The 13,976-nt window shown below is 38.3% G+C and carries 15 protein-coding genes; 8 read left to right on the top strand and 7 right to left on the bottom strand.

Annotated elements, in window-relative coordinates:
• Nucleotides 1-35: 35 nt before the first annotated feature.
• From fabD to ispB, 5 genes are all read right to left on the bottom strand, one after another.
• Nucleotides 36-971 carry an ACP S-malonyltransferase gene (gene fabD / locus NYR60_RS05790; protein ID WP_279466060.1) on the bottom strand — a complete coding sequence of 312 codons (936 nt, stop codon included), beginning with the start codon at nucleotides 969-971 and terminating at the stop codon, nucleotides 36-38.
• 66 nt (nucleotides 972-1,037) lie between these two features.
• A complete protein-coding gene (locus NYR60_RS05785) occupies nucleotides 1,038-1,784 on the bottom strand; it encodes an epoxyqueuosine reductase QueH (RefSeq protein WP_279466059.1) in 747 nt (248 codons plus the stop codon).
• A 164-nt stretch (nucleotides 1,785-1,948) separates the two neighbouring features.
• Nucleotides 1,949-2,164 (bottom strand): hypothetical protein, encoded by a 216-nt coding sequence (locus tag NYR60_RS05780; protein WP_279466058.1) that lies wholly within the window; start codon nucleotides 2,162-2,164, stop codon nucleotides 1,949-1,951.
• Between the two features lie 11 nt (nucleotides 2,165-2,175).
• Nucleotides 2,176-2,409, bottom strand: a complete 234-nt coding sequence (locus NYR60_RS05775; protein WP_279466057.1) for a hypothetical protein — start codon at nucleotides 2,407-2,409, stop codon at nucleotides 2,176-2,178.
• A gap of 8 nt (nucleotides 2,410-2,417) precedes the next feature.
• Nucleotides 2,418-3,413, bottom strand: a complete 996-nt coding sequence (gene ispB, locus NYR60_RS05770; RefSeq protein ID WP_279466056.1) for an octaprenyl diphosphate synthase — start codon at nucleotides 3,411-3,413, stop codon at nucleotides 2,418-2,420.
• A 248-nt stretch (nucleotides 3,414-3,661) separates the two neighbouring features.
• Between ispB and NYR60_RS05765 the strand changes: the two genes are divergently transcribed.
• From NYR60_RS05765 to NYR60_RS05730, 8 genes are all read left to right on the top strand, one after another.
• Nucleotides 3,662-4,501: a patatin-like phospholipase family protein gene (locus NYR60_RS05765; protein WP_279466055.1), complete on the top strand. Its 840-nt coding sequence runs from the start codon at nucleotides 3,662-3,664 to the stop codon at nucleotides 4,499-4,501.
• Nucleotides 4,502-4,618: 117 nt separating this feature from the next.
• Entirely contained in the window at nucleotides 4,619-5,677 is a 1,059-nt protein-coding gene (locus NYR60_RS05760) for an NAD(P)-dependent alcohol dehydrogenase (RefSeq protein WP_115587912.1), read from the top strand.
• 141 nt (nucleotides 5,678-5,818) lie between these two features.
• The gene (locus tag NYR60_RS05755; protein ID WP_279466054.1) at nucleotides 5,819-6,370 is read left to right on the top strand and encodes an NADPH-dependent FMN reductase; all 552 of its coding nucleotides are present in this window, start codon (nucleotides 5,819-5,821) and stop codon (nucleotides 6,368-6,370) included.
• Nucleotides 6,371-6,578: 208 nt separating this feature from the next.
• On the top strand, nucleotides 6,579-6,992 hold the full coding sequence (locus tag NYR60_RS05750) for a DoxX family protein (protein WP_279466053.1): 414 nt from the start codon (nucleotides 6,579-6,581) through the stop codon (nucleotides 6,990-6,992).
• 353 nt (nucleotides 6,993-7,345) lie between these two features.
• Nucleotides 7,346-7,657, top strand: a complete 312-nt coding sequence (rplU, locus tag NYR60_RS05745) for a 50S ribosomal protein L21 (protein ID WP_005618624.1) — start codon at nucleotides 7,346-7,348, stop codon at nucleotides 7,655-7,657.
• A 20-nt stretch (nucleotides 7,658-7,677) separates the two neighbouring features.
• Nucleotides 7,678-7,935: a 50S ribosomal protein L27 gene (gene rpmA / locus NYR60_RS05740; RefSeq protein WP_005621788.1), complete on the top strand. Its 258-nt coding sequence runs from the start codon at nucleotides 7,678-7,680 to the stop codon at nucleotides 7,933-7,935.
• Nucleotides 7,936-8,014: 79 nt separating this feature from the next.
• Complete coding sequence (locus tag NYR60_RS05735) at nucleotides 8,015-8,947, top strand: DMT family transporter (protein ID WP_279466052.1); 933 nt, start codon at nucleotides 8,015-8,017, stop codon at nucleotides 8,945-8,947.
• 10 nt (nucleotides 8,948-8,957) lie between these two features.
• Nucleotides 8,958-9,875, top strand: coding sequence for a DMT family transporter (locus NYR60_RS05730; protein ID WP_279466051.1), 918 nt, complete (start codon nucleotides 8,958-8,960; stop codon nucleotides 9,873-9,875).
• Between the two features lie 78 nt (nucleotides 9,876-9,953).
• Here the strand turns inward: NYR60_RS05730 and NYR60_RS05725 are convergent, their stop codons facing one another.
• Entirely contained in the window at nucleotides 9,954-13,562 is a 3,609-nt protein-coding gene (locus tag NYR60_RS05725) for an autotransporter domain-containing protein (RefSeq protein WP_279466049.1), read from the bottom strand.
• Nucleotides 13,563-13,623: 61 nt separating this feature from the next.
• Entirely contained in the window at nucleotides 13,624-13,887 is a 264-nt protein-coding gene (locus NYR60_RS05720; protein ID WP_279466047.1) for a hypothetical protein, read from the bottom strand.
• Nucleotides 13,888-13,976: the final 89 nt, after the last annotated feature.

Here is a 13,976-nt window from a genome sequence, read left to right as displayed (position 1 = left end):
CCCAGCCCCTCTTTTTCAAAGAGGGGTGTTAATCATTATGCTGAAACAGCCTCTAATGAAGCTACATCATTGACTGCTTTGGCATTTAACTCTTTTACGATACGACCAGCTAAACCGGTTAAGACTTTACCAGGACCGATTTCGTAAAGCGTTGCAACACCTTCGTTTGCCATTTTTTCTACCGTTTCAGTCCAACGAACCGGGTTGTAAAGTTGGCGAACGAGTGCGTGACGGATTGCTTCAGCATCTGTTTCTGCATTCACATCAACATTGTTAATTACTGGTACAACCGGTGCGTTTAGCGTAATATTTTGCAATGCTTCCGCTAATTTATCCGCTGCTGGTTTCATCAATGCACAGTGTGAAGGTACGCTAACCGCCAATGGTAACGCACGTTTTGCACCTGCTGCTTTACATAATTCACCTGCTTTTTCTGCAGCCGTTTTTGTACCGGCAATCACCACTTGTCCCGGACTGTTGAAGTTGACCGCTGAAACGATTTCGCCGACTTCCGCTTGAGCTTGTTCACAAGCCTTAATAATCGCTTCATTATCTAAGCCGATAATCGCATACATTGCACCTGTACCTGCTGGAACTGCTTGTTGCATTGCATTACCGCGTAATTCCACTAGTTTGATTGCATCTTGGAAATCTAATACGCCTGCACAAACTAATGCTGAGTATTCACCTAAGCTATGACCAGCCATTACAGACGGTTTTAATTCAGGGTATTTTTGTTGCCATACACGATAAATTGCAACCGATGATGCTAAAAGTGCCGGTTGGGTGCGTTGTGTTTGACCTAAATCTTCTGCGGTACCGTTTTGGACTAAATCCCAAAGATCGTAACCTAAAACATCAGATGCTTGTTTGAAGGTTTCTTCAACAATCGGGTATGCAGTTGCAAGATCCGCTAACATTCCGACCGCTTGTGAACCCTGTCCCGGGAACACCATTGCAAAATTTGACATATTTTTTCCTCTTATTTGTAAATTTGGTACTGAGGACACACTGAGTGCATCCGTTATGAATAATGCTTAATCTGGTGAATAATAAAGTTTACCAATTTCAATACGCTGACGACCGGTTTCTAAACGCCATTTATTTGAATCACGTAAAGAATAGACGCAACCGCAGTATTCTTGCTGATAGAAACGTTCACGTTTACTGATTTCGATCATACGCTGCGAACCGCCATTTTTACGCCAGTTGTAATCCCAATAAACCACATCATCAAATTTAGCGGCGGCACGATGCCCGCAGTCGTTGATTTGGTTCATATCTTTCCAACGAGAAATTCCCAAACAGCTGGTATAAACCAGGAAGCCGTTATTGTGTGCGTATTCCGCCGCTTTCTCAAAACGCATATCAAAGCACATCGTACAACGGATACCACGCTCCGGTTCCCACTCCATTCCTTCCGCTTTTTTAAACCATTCACGGCGGTCATTTTCGTAATCATCATCGAAATCAATGAACGGAATACCCCATTTCTCGGCAAAGCGAATATTTTCCTCTTTACGAATCAGATATTCTTTCATCGGATGAATGTTTGGATTGTAGAAATAGATGGTAAATTCAATACCCGATGCGTGGATCGCTTCCATTACTTCACCGGAACAAGGTGCACAACAAGAGTGCAGCAATAATTTGTTATGTCCGCCCGGAAGCGTTAATTTTTCACGCACAAAAGGTGCGTTCGGATCTTTGCCTTTACGTGTTAGCTTTTTCTTTTGTTGTAACGCTTGTTTATGTTCTAAAGGTTGTTGGTTTTGTTCTGTCATGGTTAAATCAAATAATGTTCTTCGGGTAAATAGAATGGCGGATGAGCAGCATAATCCACGATTTTGATTGTTTCGTTAAAACGTTGATAGTGTAAAACGTATTCAGAGGTTCTATCGCCAAAAGGTTTGTTTTTATCATAACGAAGAATCCCGATATGGTAGTGTCATAGGGCATTCTCCTGAGCATATTTTACTTTTTGTGAGAAATAAGGAGCATCTTTATCCACATTATCTGAGTTTTTATTTCGACCTTCTAGCCCAACGAAACCAAATTGCTGAATATGAATGATAAATTTATTAATTAAGAGGCGATCTTTCTGAGGATAATTTTTCATTTCCTTTGAAAATAATTGTCCTAATTCAACCTTTAATCCGCTCATAGTGACACTATCTATTTATCTAGTTCTTCTGGTGTAGAAAATTGAAGAACAGTGATACTTTCACTTTCAACGTGTTTTTTTATTCGCTCCAAATCATAGTTAAATTCAGGATCTTCTTGTTCGGACAAGCGTTTTTCTATGTTTTGAACATAAGTAATTAGTTCCTGATTTGCCATACCGGCTTGAATAGCCTGCACAATCAGTGCCATTTGTTGATGTAAATATTCAGGTTTTAGTTGGATCATAAATCCTCCTAGTAAGAACGATCTACCGATAAATAAGCAAGAGAAATCAATGCTTGTTTGTATTCACTTTCAGGTAAAACTGTAAGTGCATCAACTGCTTTTTGAGCTTCCTCTTTCGCTCGTTGCATTGCATATTCAAGTGATTGATGTTCCGCCATAATGTCTAATACCACTGGAATTTGTTCACGTTCTCCACCGTTTTCAATCGCAGAACGAATCATATCCACCTGCACTTGATTACCCTTCGCTTGAGCAGCGTGCATAGCATGTAACAATGGTAAAGTCGGTTTACCTTCAACGAAATCATCACCGACATTTTTGCCGAAACTTTCCGCTTTTGCTGAGTAATCTAAAATATCATCAATTAATTGGAAGGCGGTACCGAGATAACAGCCGTAATTTTTTAACGCGGTTTCAACCGATTTTTCTACGCCTGCCACAATGGCAACACATTGGGTTGCCGCTTCAAATAAGCGTGCGGTTTTATTGTAGATGACACGCATATAATTCGCTTCGGTAGTATTCGGATCATTCACATTCATTAATTGCTGAACTTCACCTTCAGCAAGTGCATTGGTTGCGGCAGACATCACTTTTAACACTTCAAGCGAATCCACGCTGGTCATCATTTGGAATGAACGCGTATAAATAAAATCGCCGACTAATACGCTTGCCGCATTGCCAAACGTTGCATTTGCCGTTGCACGACCTCGACGCATATCCGACTCATCAACCACATCATCGTGTAATAAGGTTGCAGTATGCACAAATTCGATAAAAGCGGCACAAGTAACGTGTTTGTTACCGGTATAACCTAATGCGTTAGCGGCAAGCACCGCAATTAACGGACGAATACGTTTTCCACCACCGGCAATAATATAGTGCCCTAACTGATTGATTAGAATAACTTCTGAGTTCAGTTGAGCAAGAATTTCCGCATCTACCGCTTGCATATCTTGTTTAGCCAGTGCTTGAATTTGTTCGAGTGTTAATAAGGTTGTCATTGCGTTCTCATTGAAATGTGAAAATTTGGCGGTAATTCTACCTTAAATCTGATGAGCTTCAAAAAGGAATTGGCGGAAGCGGTTAATTTTGTTGGATTATTTGCACGTTTTTATTTGAATATAACCGCTTAAATAATGAGGTTGAAGAACAGGTACGAACAGTGAATTTAACGATGGGATCAGCTCCTCTTTCTCCTTATGAATGATATGATGATATAGATTTAACTAAATAAAAGAGCAGATTGGAGATGAAAGTAGGATTAGTATTAGAGGGTGGCGCAATGAGAGGAATGTTTACCGCCGGAGTATTGGATGTCTTTTTAGACGAGCAAATTCAGATTGACGGAGCGGTAACTGTATCGGCAGGGGCATTGTTCGGCATTAATTATCCTTCCAAACAAAAAGGACGGGTATTGCGTTACAACCTCAAGTATCTGAATGATAAACGTTATATGGGGCTACATAGCTTATTGACCACCGGTAACATTGTGAATCGAGATTTTGCCTTTTATGAATTACCATTTACGCTTGATCCTTTTGATCAGACTACTTTTACACAGTCACAATGTGATTTTTGGGTAACGCTAACCAATGTAGAAACAGGAGAAGCGGAATATGTAAAAATTACCGATGCTTTCACTCAAATGGAAGCGTTGCGAGCAACCTCAGCAATGCCGATGGTTTCGAAAATGGTGGAAATTGACGGTAAAAAATATCTGGATGGAGGAATAGCCGACAGTATTCCACTGCAAAAATGTATTGAGTTAGGCTATGACAAGATTATTGTAATTTTAACTCGTCCGTTAGATTACCGTAAAAAACCGAGTTCTACCGCAATATTTAAGTGGTTTTATCGTAAATACCCTAAATTAATCGAGCGTTGGCAGAATCGTTATGCTGAATATAATCAATCTGTGGAACAAGTGATTAAACTGAATGAGCAACAGCAAATTTTTGTGATCCGTCCGTCACAATCTTTGGCAATTAGCCGTTTAGAAAAAGATCCGAATAAATTAAAAGCGATGTATAACTTGGGGATTCAGGACGCTAAAGCTCTTATACCGGCATTAAAAGCATTTTTAGGCTAAAAATTATGTCAGTTTATTTTTATTTACCTAATTCTTAATTTTGATTTCATTAATAATTGAGCAACAATATTTCTTCTATAATTTACTCGTTTTTATTCAATAAAAAGGAAAGCAAAAATGACATTTCAAGTAAAAAGTTTTGCGGCATTAGATCCGAAAACACCATTAGTTAAACACATTATTGAACGCCGTGATATTCGTCAAGATGATGTGGAGATTGACATCCTATATTGTGGGGTTTGCCACTCGGATTTACATATGGCAAAAAATGACTGGGGATTCTCGACTTATCCGATCGTACCAGGGCATGAAATTGTCGGTCGAGTAAGCAAAGTTGGTAAAGATGTAACAAAATTTAAAGTGGGCGATCTTGTCGGTGTCGGCTGTATGGTAGATTCTTGCCAGCATTGTGAACCTTGTCGCCACGGTTTAGAACAATATTGCGAAAACGGTCGTATTGATACTTATGGTGCAGTTGATCCGAAAGACGGTATGACGACATTCGGTGGTTATAGCGAGAAAATTGTAGTTACTGAGAAATTCGTATTAAGCGTACCTGAAACATTGGATACTAAAGCGGTTGCCCCGTTACTGTGTGCCGGTATTACGACTTGGTCGCCGTTACGTCACTGGAATGTCGGTAAAGGCACAAAAGTTGCAGTTGTCGGTTTAGGCGGTTTAGGTCATATGGCATTGAAATTAGCTAATGCGTTAGGGGCAGATGTTACTTTATTTAGTCGTAGTGCCGGTAAAGAAGCGGATGCATTCCGTTTAGGCGCACACAAAGTGGTTATCTCAACCGATGAAGCACAAATGGCTCAGGTAGCAAATACTTTTGATGTCATCATTGATACCGTACCTTATCAACACGATTTAAAACCATACATTAATACACTGACATTAAACGGTACGATTGTACTTGTCGGTTTAGTCGGCGATTTAGAGCCAAGCATTAGTACCGTTCCGCTTATTATGGGACGACGTTCTGTTGCAGGTTCATTAATCGGCGGCATTAAAGAAACGCAAGAAATGTTGGATTTCTGTGGTGAACACGGTATTACTTCCGATGTGGAAATGATTGATATTCAAAATATTAACCAGGCTTATGAGCGTATGTTGAAATCAGATGTGAAGTATCGTTTTGTGATCGATATGCAATCACTAAAACAGGGTTAATATTTGAATTAACCCCATAATTGTTTCTTAAAAGTAAATAGTTTATTCATTATTTACTATCTAGTCAGCGGAATGAATAAGAGTAGAATAACATTCGAAACTTTTATTCATTCTTTTTTTATATTTAAGGATATGACTTTTATGACAAAACAAATTGCAGTATTAGTAGGTAGTGGCAGTAAAACATCAATCAGCCAAGTGGTTGCGAATCATTTAAAAACTATTGCACCAGCAAATATTCAGTTACATTTCGTTAATATTGCCGATCTTCCATTATATGATCGTGACTTAGATGAAAATAGTCCAGCGGAATATAATCGTTTTCGTGCGGAAATTGTAAAAGCTGATGGTTTCTTATTTGTAACACCTGAACACAATGGTGGAATGTCAGCAATGATGAAAAATGCGATTGACGTAGGCTCACGCCCGATGGGACAAAGTTTATGGCTTGGTAAACCGGCAGGTATCGTATCAGTTGCAGCAGGTATGTCTGGTGGCGTGCGTGCGGCAGATCAATTACGTGTAGTGGCTTCAGGCGGTTTTATTAATATGCCGGTTGCTCCGTTTGCGGCAAACGTAGGTAGCGTATTTAACGGTGTGTTAAATGAGCAAGGTGAAATTGTATCTGAAGCGGTATTAGGTACGTTAAAAGGTTTTATCGACAGCTATGCGGATTTTATTGCTAAATTCTAGTCGCAATATTCCCTTTAAACTACTTTAATATAAGCGGTTATTTTGTAAAATTTGTTGCAAAAATAATCGCTTTTTAGATTGAGTAAGATATTATTTACTTAAATGAAATAGTTTATTTATAAATATACTATTTATTTTAAAAAATGATTTATATAGAATACACCTATCAAATCTTGATGATTCAATTTAATTTTTTAAGGAAAGCAAAATGAACTCTAACTTAGAGAAAATTACCCCATACGCATTAGCATTGTTACGTATTGTGGCAGCATATATGTTCTTATTACACGGTACGGCAAAATTCTTTGAATTTCCGGTGTCAATGACCGGTGGTAATGGTTCAGTGCCGTTAATGTCAATGTATGGTATCGGCGGTATCTTAGAAATCGGTGGCGGTATTCTATTAATTTTAGGTCTATTCACTCGTCCTGTGGCATTTTTATTGTCAGGTATGATGGCATACGCTTATTTCTTTATGCATGCAACAGCAGCAGATATTGCTCTACCGTTAGTAAACAAAGGCGAATTAGCGTTGTTATATTCTGTTGTATTCTTCTTATTAGTATTTGTTGGTCCGGGTGCATTTGCATTAGATAATAAACGTGTAAATGCTAACAAATAAGCCTTTTAGCAATTAAAAATCGAAAGCGGTCATTTTTTGCAAAAATTTGCAGAATTTGACCGCTTTTTTGTTATAATACCAAACATCCAAAAATCACGAGGGTGGTAGCTCGTAAAAACAGAAAGCATCTTGAAATGATTGCCGACTTAGTCGCAATTCAAAAATAGATTGTTGTTTATTTTGTACTTTTTTCTGAAAAAGTGATTTAAAGAGAAAATAACCCGGAAATTTTTTAATTTTTCTGCAAAACATTCTTGCTCTTTAGCTTGTTTTTGCGTAGAATTGACCACCTATTTTATATGAATTTAAGAGTGCCTAAGCAGAAGCGATTGGCACAAATTAGCGGAGTAAATATGTACGCAGTTTTCCAAAGTGGCGGCAAACAACACCGAGTGAGCGAAGGTCAAGTAGTTCGTTTAGAAAAACTTGAAATCGCAACTGGTGAGAAAGTTGAATTTGACTCAGTGTTAATGGTCGTTAACGGTGAAGATGTTAAAATTGGTGCACCAGTAGTTGCTGGCGCAAAAGTAGTGGCTGAAGTTGTAGCACAAGGTCGTGGCGATAAAGTTAAAATCGTTAAGTTCCGTCGTCGTAAACACAGCCGTAAACAACAAGGTCATCGTCAGTGGTTCACAGAAGTGAAAATCACTGGTATTCAAGCATAATTTCAGAGGAGATCAAGTAGATGGCAACTAAAAAAGCTGGTGGTTCAACTCGTAACGGTCGTGATTCTGAAGCTAAACGCCTTGGTGTTAAACGTTTTGGTGGCGAATCTGTATTAGCAGGTAGCATCATCGTTCGTCAACGTGGTACTAAATTCCACGCTGGTAGCAATGTTGGTATGGGTAAAGACCACACTTTATTCGCAACTGCTGACGGTAAAGTTAAATTTGAAGTGAAAGGCGAGAAAAATCGCAAATACGTAAGCATCGTTGCTGAGTAATTCATTTCAATAAAGATTTGTAAGAAAACCCCACAAATGTGGGGTTTTTTGTTACCTTTTTTCAAGCTCATAAAAGTCTATGAAACAACAACCCTTACTTGGCTTTTTATTTTCTTTAATAGCCATTTTTATGTGGGGAATGCTACCGCTTGCGATTAAACAAGTCTTAACATCATTAGATTCTCAAACGATTGTTTGGTTTAGATTCTTAGTCGCAACACTCGGCGTTTTTGCCATACTCGCTTTTGCAAAAAAATTACCGAATTTAACCGCTTTCTTTCGCCAATATCGTTGGTTATGGTTGGTGGGGGTCATCGGATTGTCTTGTAACTTCTTTCTGTTTAATCTTGCCTTAAATTATATTCCGGCGGCAACCAGCCAGGTTATTAGTCCACTTTCTTCATTTGTAATGATTGCGCTCGGTGTTGTGTTGTTTAAAGAAACGATCGGTATTCATCAAAAAATTGGTTTTATACTGGTAGTCATTGGCTTAGCAATGTTTTTTAATAATCGTTTTGCAGATTTAATCGCAATGAATAGCTATGCATATGGTGTATTACTGGGCATTTGTGCCAGTTTGATTTGGATTGGCTATAGCTTGTCACAAAAAATTATGTTGGCGAATTTTAGTTCACAACAAATTTTGTTACTGATTTATTTTGGTTGTACTTTGGTATTTACGCCTTTTGCACATATGGGAGAATTAGCTAAATTAGATTTAGCCGCTTGGGGCTGGTTAGGCTTTTGTGGTATTAATACGGTGATTGCCTACGGCTGTTATGCCGAGGCATTAAATCGTTGGGAAGTGTCTAAAGTAAGTTTAATGATGACTCAAATCCCGATTCTAACCATTATGCTTACTGCATTAAGTCACTCTCTTTCGCCCGAATTATTTGAAGCACCGGATCTGAACGGTTTAAGTTATATTGGTGCGATTACTGTCGTTTCCGGAGCGATGATTTCCGCTGTCGGTCATAAATTGTTTTATCGTAATCAATTACGTAAAAGATAAAGGATAAATGATGACACGAAGACCTCTACTTGGATTTTCTTTAGCATTACTTGCAACGGCGACATGGGGATCATTACCGATGATGGCACAGCAAGTACTAAAATATGTTGATGCACAAACATTAGTATGGAGCCGCTTTGTAGTTGCTGCTATTGTATTAATGTCGGTTTTATTTCTCACTCGTCGTTTGCCCAAATTAGCGAAACTGAGTTTAAAAGATTGGGGATGGGTATGTTTAGGTGTTATCGGTTTATCCACTAATTTTGTATTATTTGCTGACGCACTGAATTATATTTCACCGACTACCGACCAGGTTTTATGGCAATTAGCTCCTTTTACAATGATTCTATGTGGAATTTTATTCTTTAAAGAACAGTTAAAATTTTTCCAAAAAGTCGGCTTTATACTGTTAGTTATTGGTTTGATTGCATTTTTTAATGATCACTTTGATGAGATCTTACAATTTGATAGTTATGCTTTAGGCATTTTACTCGGTTCAGGAGCCAGTACAATTTGGGTTATATATGGTATTGCACAGAAATTATTACTCAGAAAGTTAAGCTCACAACAAGTCTTAATGATTATTTATATCGGTTGTGGTTTGTTACTTGCACCGCTTTCAACACCGAGTCAATTAACACAACTAAGCGGTTTTCCGTTAATTTGTTTTATTTATTGCTGTTGTAATACGTTAATTGGTTATGGTGCTTATGGAGAAGCACTAAATCATTGGGATACGTCAAAAGTCAGCGTTGTAACGACAATGATTCCGGTTTTTACGATGATTTTTGCTTTTATCGGACATTATTTTTTCCCAAATACATTTGCTAATCCTGATATGAATTTAATGAGTTATATTGGTGCATTTATTGTTGTTATCGGTGCGATGCTGGCTGCGGTAGGGGATAAATTATGGGTAAAAAAGTAGAGAAATAAACCGCTTGTAGAGATAAAAAACGGATATTCAGTAGGATGAATATCCGTTTTTGTTTTGCGTTAGACTTGGCTAGAAATCATAGCTTAAATGTAATCTTGCTAGATTTTGCTTCGCCATTTGTGAACCATTAGCAATCCCTGCCGATGCTTTAAGTTTTAAGTTTTTATAGGCAAATTCAAGACCACCGAGATAGTGGTATTGGTTACTTGCATTAAAATTAAAGTTATAACCATTTACTTTTACATCACTGTTACCTTTATTCCACCAATGTTCTACGGAAATAAAAGGTTTTAAACTATAATCTTGAGATAGGTTAAAACGATAACCTGCATCTAATCCTGCAAGATAACTAACAAATCCGACCGCTTCCTCTTGTATTTGATTACCGTTAATCTGGTAATTTGCTGATTCTAAACGGCTATAACGGATACCTGCTTTAGGCGTGATTTCAATTTGCTTCCATTCAAGCTCTTTACCGAATGTTAATCCTGCTTGCCATATATTACGGCGTACGTTAATTTCTTCGCCATTTGTTTTAAGCTCGTTTTTAATATGGCCTAATCCAACGTCAATCGCAGCAAAGTTTCCGGTTAGCGTTTGATATTTCATAAAAATAGAACTCATTAAGAATTTATTTTTACTTTTCGTATTATCGGCAAAATCGTTATCGCTACGCATATCGTTTAGGAGCCAACCCACTTGAGTACGTTCATTGATTAAGCCGCTGATTCCTAATTGAGTGCGGAAACTATCACTTTCGTAGCCTTTATGGAAATTTGCATAGTGTTTGCTATTTGCCAAAGTATTTTTCGACCAAATACGATAGTTATTACCGTTTTCAGGGAATTTTTCAATCACGGCTTGAGCTAAATCGATACCAACTGTTGCTATATCGTCTGTCTGTGTTGCAAGATTTGATAATGGAATATTTGCAACACGTTGACTTTCTAATAAGACTAAATTCTTACTATTATCCGGTTCAATTTGAATTTCTATAGCCGGTTTTTCTTCTGTGGTTACCCCAGTTCCTTTTGCTTGCACAACCGGTGTTTCAGCATTTGCTTTCTCCTGAGTGATTACACTATCTCCATTTTTTTGCTCAATAGTGATTTCTGGTTTAGCCTCAATAGTTACACTACTACCGTTTTTTTGCTCAATAGCGATTTCCGGTTTAGATTCGGTGGTAATAGAACTTCCGTTTTGCTTTTCAACCATGATCTCCGGTTTAGCTTCGGCGGTTACAGAACTTCCGTTTTTCTGTTCAACCGTGATCTCTGGTTTAGCTTCGGCTGTTACAGAACTTCCGTTTTTCTGTTCAACCGTGATCTCTGGTTTAGCTTCAGCAGTTACGCCACTTCCATTTTGTTGTTCAATAATAGTAATAGCCGGTTTAGTTTCGGTGGTAATAGAACTTCCGTTTTTCTGTTCAACCATGATCTCCGGTTTAGCTTCGGCGGTTACAGAACTTCCGTTTTTCTGTTCAACCGTGATCTCTGGTTTAGCTTCGGCGGTTACAGAACTTCCAGTTTGCTTTTCCACCGTGATTTCCGGTTTAGCTTCGGCGGTTACAGAACTTCCGTTTTGTTGTTCAATAATAGTAATAGCCGGTTTAGTTTCGGTGGTAATAGAACTTCCAGTTTGCTTTTCCAGCGTGATTTCCGGTTTAGCTTCGGCGGTTACAGAACTTCCAGTTTGCTTTTCAACCGTGATTTCCGGTTTAGATTCAGCAGTTACGCCACTTCCATTTTGTTGTTCAATAATAGTAATAGCCGGTTTAGTTTCGGTGGTAATAGAACTTCCGTTTTGCTTTTCAACCGTGATTTCCGGTTTAGCTTCGGCGGTTACAGAACTTCCAGTTTGCTTTTCCTGAGTGATTTCCGGTTTAGCTTCGGCGGTTACAGAACTTCCGTTTTTCTGTTCAACCGTGATCTCTGGTTTAGCTTCGGCGGTTACAGAACTTCCGTTTTTCTGTTCAACCGTGATTTCTGGTTTAGCTTCGGTGGTTACAGAACTTCCGTTTTTCTGTTCAATCGTAATCTCCGGTTTAGCTTCAGCAGTTACGCCACTTCCGTTTTGCTGTTCAATAGTAATAGCCGGTTTAGCTTCGGTGGTTACAGAACTTCCGTTTTTCTGTTCAATCGTAATTTCCGGTTTAGCTTCAGCAGTTACGCCACTTCCGTTTTGCTGTTCAATAGTAATAGCCGGTTTAGCTTCGGTGGTAACAGAACTTCCATTTTGCTGTTCAATAATAGTAATAGCCGGTTTAGCTTCAGCAGTTACGCCACTTCCGTTTTGCTGTTCAACAGTGATTTCCGGTTTAGCTTCAGCAGTTACGCCACTTCCGTTTTTCTGTTCAATAGCAATTTCCGGTTTAGTCTCAGTAGTTACGCCACTTCCATTTTTCTGAACAATAGCGATTTCCGGTTTAGCTTCGGCGGTTACAGAACTTCCATTTCTCTGTTCTACCGGAGTAAGTGGAGTAATATTCTTCGCATTTATAGTAAGTGTTGATGATTTCGGCGATCTTACGTTTTTCGGATCCTTAGTAACGGCAAAAATCTCTACCGCTTCTTTTTCATTTATTGAAATTGGTATGATGATTGGGTTATGGTAATCATTATCCCCTAATGTTACTGGGAGCGTTTCTTGTTTACCATTTCGAATGATCACAACTTCAATTGTTTCATCACCGTAAAGCTGATCAGGCTCATCAAAAGAAATCGTGATATTTGTCGTATTTGACGCTTCTTCGTTAGTGGTTAAGATTCCATCATTATTTGTATCTTTCTCGAATCGAATAACTGGTACGGTAATGTCTGTCGTTTGTTGAGTATCAATTAACTTAAAGGCTTTATCTTTAAATTCAAATGTACTGTTGTTAGTATCGGCAACCGTAACATTGTCCGACTTATCGTCCAAAATAGTTACATACGGCTTGTTAATAATGCCGGCTCCAGTAAGGGATACTTTCAGATTATTATCAGTCACGCCCTCGGTGAGCTGAATTTCATTGTTTGGTGAAATTCTCACTTCATTATTGCCCTCTGAAACAATTTTATTGATCGTAAGAGGTGTTGTTGCAGCCGTTGTTGTTACGACAGCACCACTTTTTAATATGAGGGTGTCTACATTGCTAATCAGATTCGCTGAAATCGCTTTCTTGCTTTCAACCGTAACATTTTTGATGTCTTTAATTGTTGCCTCATTAGCCTTTTTGAGATTAACTGTGGTATTTGTTGCACTTCCGCCTTGGAATACGTCAACAGTATTATTATCACTATTAACAACAACAGAGCCACTCACTGGATTCGCTTCTTTACCAAAAGTAATAGTGCTAACATCGGCATTTTCTTCAATATTGATTGTTGATGTGGTAGTTTTTTCCTTATTATTCGTATTACCTGCAATCACTTCTTTTACTTTAGTAAAATGTGGTTTCCCAACAACACCGCTTAAGGTTAATGTACCATTACCTTCACCGGATGTGTCTGTGCCGTTACCCATTACAATTGTCGCAAGACTCTTTGCATTTTGGTTGATTTGGGTATCAACATTATTGAGCGTGAGATCTTTGCCGTTTTGATAAATAAATTGTGTCACTTCTTCCTGACTTTTGGCGGTGACATCAAGATTAATTTCCCCGGTAGCAGGCGGTAAAATTAATTTAAGATTATTCATTACCACATTACCGGTTAAAGAAATTGGTGCAGCACGAACGGTTAATGAACGAGCATTGCCTTCAATCGTGACATTCCCCCATTTCTAACGGTAAAGCTCTTTTATCATTTGCCGCTGTGTTATAAGTTGAGATCACAATGTCATTTAACAATGAAATAACTGTGAGTGTTTGATTAATTTTTGCAGCATTTAATGCCTGTTGAAATTGATTTTGATCCGTAACATCAAATCGAGATTGAGCCACCGCTATGGTGGGCATCACGACAGAAACCGTAGGTATTCCGAATAAAATAGCTAGTGCGATACGGTTTTTCGTAAATTTCATATAAACTTTTTCCTCAGGAAATTTTTTAGAACAAAAACATATATATTATACTTTATGCCTATTTTTTCTTTTCGTTTAATGTTAATTAT

It is taken from the genome of Actinobacillus genomosp. 2, assembly GCF_029773605.1.
Classification (GTDB): Bacteria; Pseudomonadota; Gammaproteobacteria; order Enterobacterales; family Pasteurellaceae; genus Actinobacillus.
The sequence above is the reverse complement of the archived record's forward strand: the minus strand, read 5'-3'. Positions and strand labels throughout refer to the sequence as shown.